This window comes from Acidovorax sp. HMWF018 (assembly GCF_003061035.1).
GTDB classification, from domain to species: domain Bacteria; phylum Pseudomonadota; class Gammaproteobacteria; order Burkholderiales; family Burkholderiaceae_C; genus Acidovorax; species Acidovorax delafieldii.
Map to the genome: position 1 here is coordinate 1 of NZ_QAIM01000633.1, position 2,960 is coordinate 2,960.

Annotated in this window: 3 protein-coding genes and 1 pseudogene; all 4 read left to right on the forward strand. The window is 60.8% G+C overall.

Annotated elements, in window-relative coordinates; translation table 11 throughout:
• A partial coding sequence (locus DBR23_RS26770) for an ABC transporter ATP-binding protein (RefSeq protein WP_108500103.1) occupies positions 1 to 531 on the forward strand: 531 nt, incomplete at its 5' end.
• 59 nt (positions 532 to 590) lie between these two features.
• Positions 591 to 1,787, forward strand: coding sequence for an ABC transporter substrate-binding protein (locus DBR23_RS26775; protein ID WP_056061590.1), 1,197 nt, complete (start codon positions 591 to 593; stop codon positions 1,785 to 1,787).
• 98 nt (positions 1,788 to 1,885) lie between these two features.
• Positions 1,886 to 2,770 (forward strand): branched-chain amino acid ABC transporter permease, encoded by an 885-nt coding sequence (locus DBR23_RS26780; protein WP_056061592.1) that lies wholly within the window; start codon positions 1,886 to 1,888, stop codon positions 2,768 to 2,770.
• 12 nt (positions 2,771 to 2,782) lie between these two features.
• Positions 2,783 to 2,960 (forward strand): annotated as a pseudogene (locus DBR23_RS31930) (branched-chain amino acid ABC transporter permease); the annotation flags it as partial.

Here is a 2,960-nt window from a genome sequence, read left to right on the forward strand (position 1 = left end):
TCGGTCAAGATCAACGGCGTGGAAACCGTGAACATGCCCACGCACCGTATTGCGCACCTGGGCGTGGGCTACTGCCCTGAAGAGCGTGGCATTTTCTCCAGCCTGTCGTGCGAAGAAAACCTGCTGTTGCCACCCGCCCTCAAGACGGGCACGCCGGGCATGTCGGTGCAGGAGATCTACGCCATGTTCCCCAACCTGGCCGAGCGCAAGAACAGCCAGGGCACGCGCCTGTCGGGCGGTGAACAGCAGATGCTGGCTGTGGCCCGCATCCTGCGCACTGGCGCCAATCTGCTGCTGCTCGATGAAATCTCCGAAGGCCTGGCGCCCGTCATTGTGCAGGCCCTGGCCCGCATGATCACCATGCTGCGCCAAAAGGGCTACACCGTGGTCATGGTTGAGCAGAACTTCCGTTTTGCCGCACCGCTGGCCGACCGGTTCTACGTGATGGAGCACGGCCGCATCGTGGAGAAGTTTGGCGCTGCCGAGCTGGAAGCGAAGATGCCTGTGCTCAACGAACTGCTGGGCGTCTGAGCCACGCCCACACCCTTTCCCCACCGTTTTCTTCCACCACACCCACAGGAGACAAATCCATGAAGAAACAACTCAAAGTGCTGGCACTGATGCTGGGCGTTGCAGGTCTGGCCACCTCGGCCGCGCACGCACAGGACAAGGTCAAGATCGGTTTCATCACCGACATGTCCAGCCTGTATGCGGACGTGGAAGGCAAGAACGGCGCAGTGGCCATTCAGATGGCGATTGACGACTTCGGAGGCAAGGTGCTGGGCATGCCCATCGAGCTGCTGACAGCAGACCACCAGAACAAGGCCGACATCGCAGCCTCCAAGGCCCGGGAGTGGATCGATACCCAAGGCCTGACCATGCTGTTTGGGGGAACCAACTCGGGTACCGCACTTGCTTCGGCCAAGGTCGCTGCCGAGAAAAAGCGTGTCTATATCAACAACGGTGCTGCCAGCTCCGCGCTGACCAACGACCAGTGCACACCGTACACCGTGCACTACGCGTATGACACCGTGGCACTGGCCAAGGGCACGGGCTCGGCCATTGTGGATGGCGGCGGCAAGAGCTGGTACTTCCTGACGGCAGACTATGCCTTCGGCCATGCGCTCGAAGCCGACACCACCGCCGTGGTCAAGGCCAAGGGCGGCAACGTGGTGGGCGCTGTGCGCCACCCGCTGAACGCGTCCGACTTCTCGTCCTTCCTGCTGCAGGCACAGAACTCCAAGGCGCAAATCCTGGGCCTGGCCAATGCAGGTGGTGACACCATCAACTCCATCAAGGCTGCCAAGGAGTTCGGCATCGGCAAGAGCATGAAGCTCGCCGGCCTGCTGATCTTCATCTCCGATGTGCACAGCCTGGGCCTGCGCAACACCGAAGGCCTGCAGTTCACCACCAGCTGGTACTGGGATCTGAACGACGAGACCCGCAAGTTCTCGGCCCGTTTCTTCGAGAAGACCAAGCGCATGCCGACCGAAATCCAGGCGGCTGATTACTCGGCCACCATGAACTACCTCAAGGCCGTGGAAGCCGCCAAGTCGGTGGACGCCGACAAGGTCATGACCACATGGCGCGGCATGAAGATGAACGACTTCTTCGGCTCGGGCCAGCTGCGCGCCGACGGCCGTTACGTACACGACATGTACCTGATGGAAGTGAAGAAGCCTGCAGAGTCCACCAAGCCCTGGGACTACTACAAGCTGATCAAGAAGCTGCCTGGTGACTCCGTGTTCACCACCAAGGCCGAGAGCAAGTGCCCGCTCTGGAAGTAAACCCCTGAGAGGGCCCACGCCGGCCTGGCTGTCCCAGCGGGACGCCGGTCCCGGTGTGGCCCTCTGACCTGAACTCTCTCCACCTGCTGCTGCCTCCCATGGAAATCTTTGGTGTCTCACTGCCCGGCCTGTTGAGCCAGCTCCTTCTGGGGCTGGTCAACGGATCGTTCTACGCAATCCTCAGCCTGGGGCTGGCTGTGATCTTTGGCCTGCTCAACGTCATCAACTTTGCGCACGGTGCACTGTTCATGACCGGGGCATTGCTGACATGGATGGCCATGAACTACTTCGGCATCAACTACTGGTTGATGCTGGTGCTGGCGCCGCTCTTGGTGGGGCTGTTCGGGGTGCTGATCGAGCGCTTGCTGCTGCGCTGGATCTACAAGCTAGATCACCTGTACGGGCTGCTGCTCACGCTGGGCCTGACCCTGCTGATCGAAGGCGTGTTCCGCTCCATCTATGGCGTGTCGGGCCTGGGCTACGACACTCCCGAGCTGCTGGAAGGCGCGACCAACCTCGGCTTCATGATCATGCCCAATTACCGTGCGTGGGTGGTGGTGGCCTCGGTGGTGGTGTGCATCGGCACCTGGTACGTGATCGAAAAAACCAAGCTGGGCGCCTATCTGCGCGCCGGTACTGAAAACCCGCGCCTGGTGGAAGCCTTCGGCATCAACGTGCCGGTGATGGTGACCCTGACCTACGCCTTTGGTGCCGCACTGGCTGCTTTTGCCGGTGTGCTGGCCGCCCCCGTGTACCAGGTCACGCCGCTCATGGGCCAGAACCTGATCATCGTGGTGTTTGCCGTGGTGGTGATTGGCGGCATGGGCTCCATCATGGGCTCCATCTTGACCGGGCTGGGCCTGGGAGTGATCGAAGGTTTCACCAAGGTGTTCTACCCCGAAGCGTCTTCCACCGTGGTGTTTGTCATCATGGTCATCGTTCTTCTCATTCGCCCCGCCGGCCTGTTCGGCAAAGAAAAATAAGGGGCTGCCAGCATGAATTCCAAGAACACTGCCACCATTGGTTACGGCCTGCTGTTGCTGGCCCTCATTGCCGCGCCTTTTCTCGGCGCCTATCCCGTCTTCGTGATGAAGCTCATGTGCTTTGCACTGTTTGCTTCCGCGTTCAACCTGCTGCTCGGTTACACCGGCCTGCTGTCTTTTGGCCATGCGG

What these genes read in the sequence shown, in the direction of transcription:
- DBR23_RS26775 (WP_056061590.1), top strand. Translation starts at nt 591, where the DNA reads ATGAAGAAACAACTCAAAGTGCTGGCACTGATGCTGGGCGTTGCAGGT.
- DBR23_RS26780 (WP_056061592.1), top strand. Translation starts at nt 1,886, where the DNA reads ATGGAAATCTTTGGTGTCTCACTGCCCGGCCTGTTGAGCCAGCTCCTT.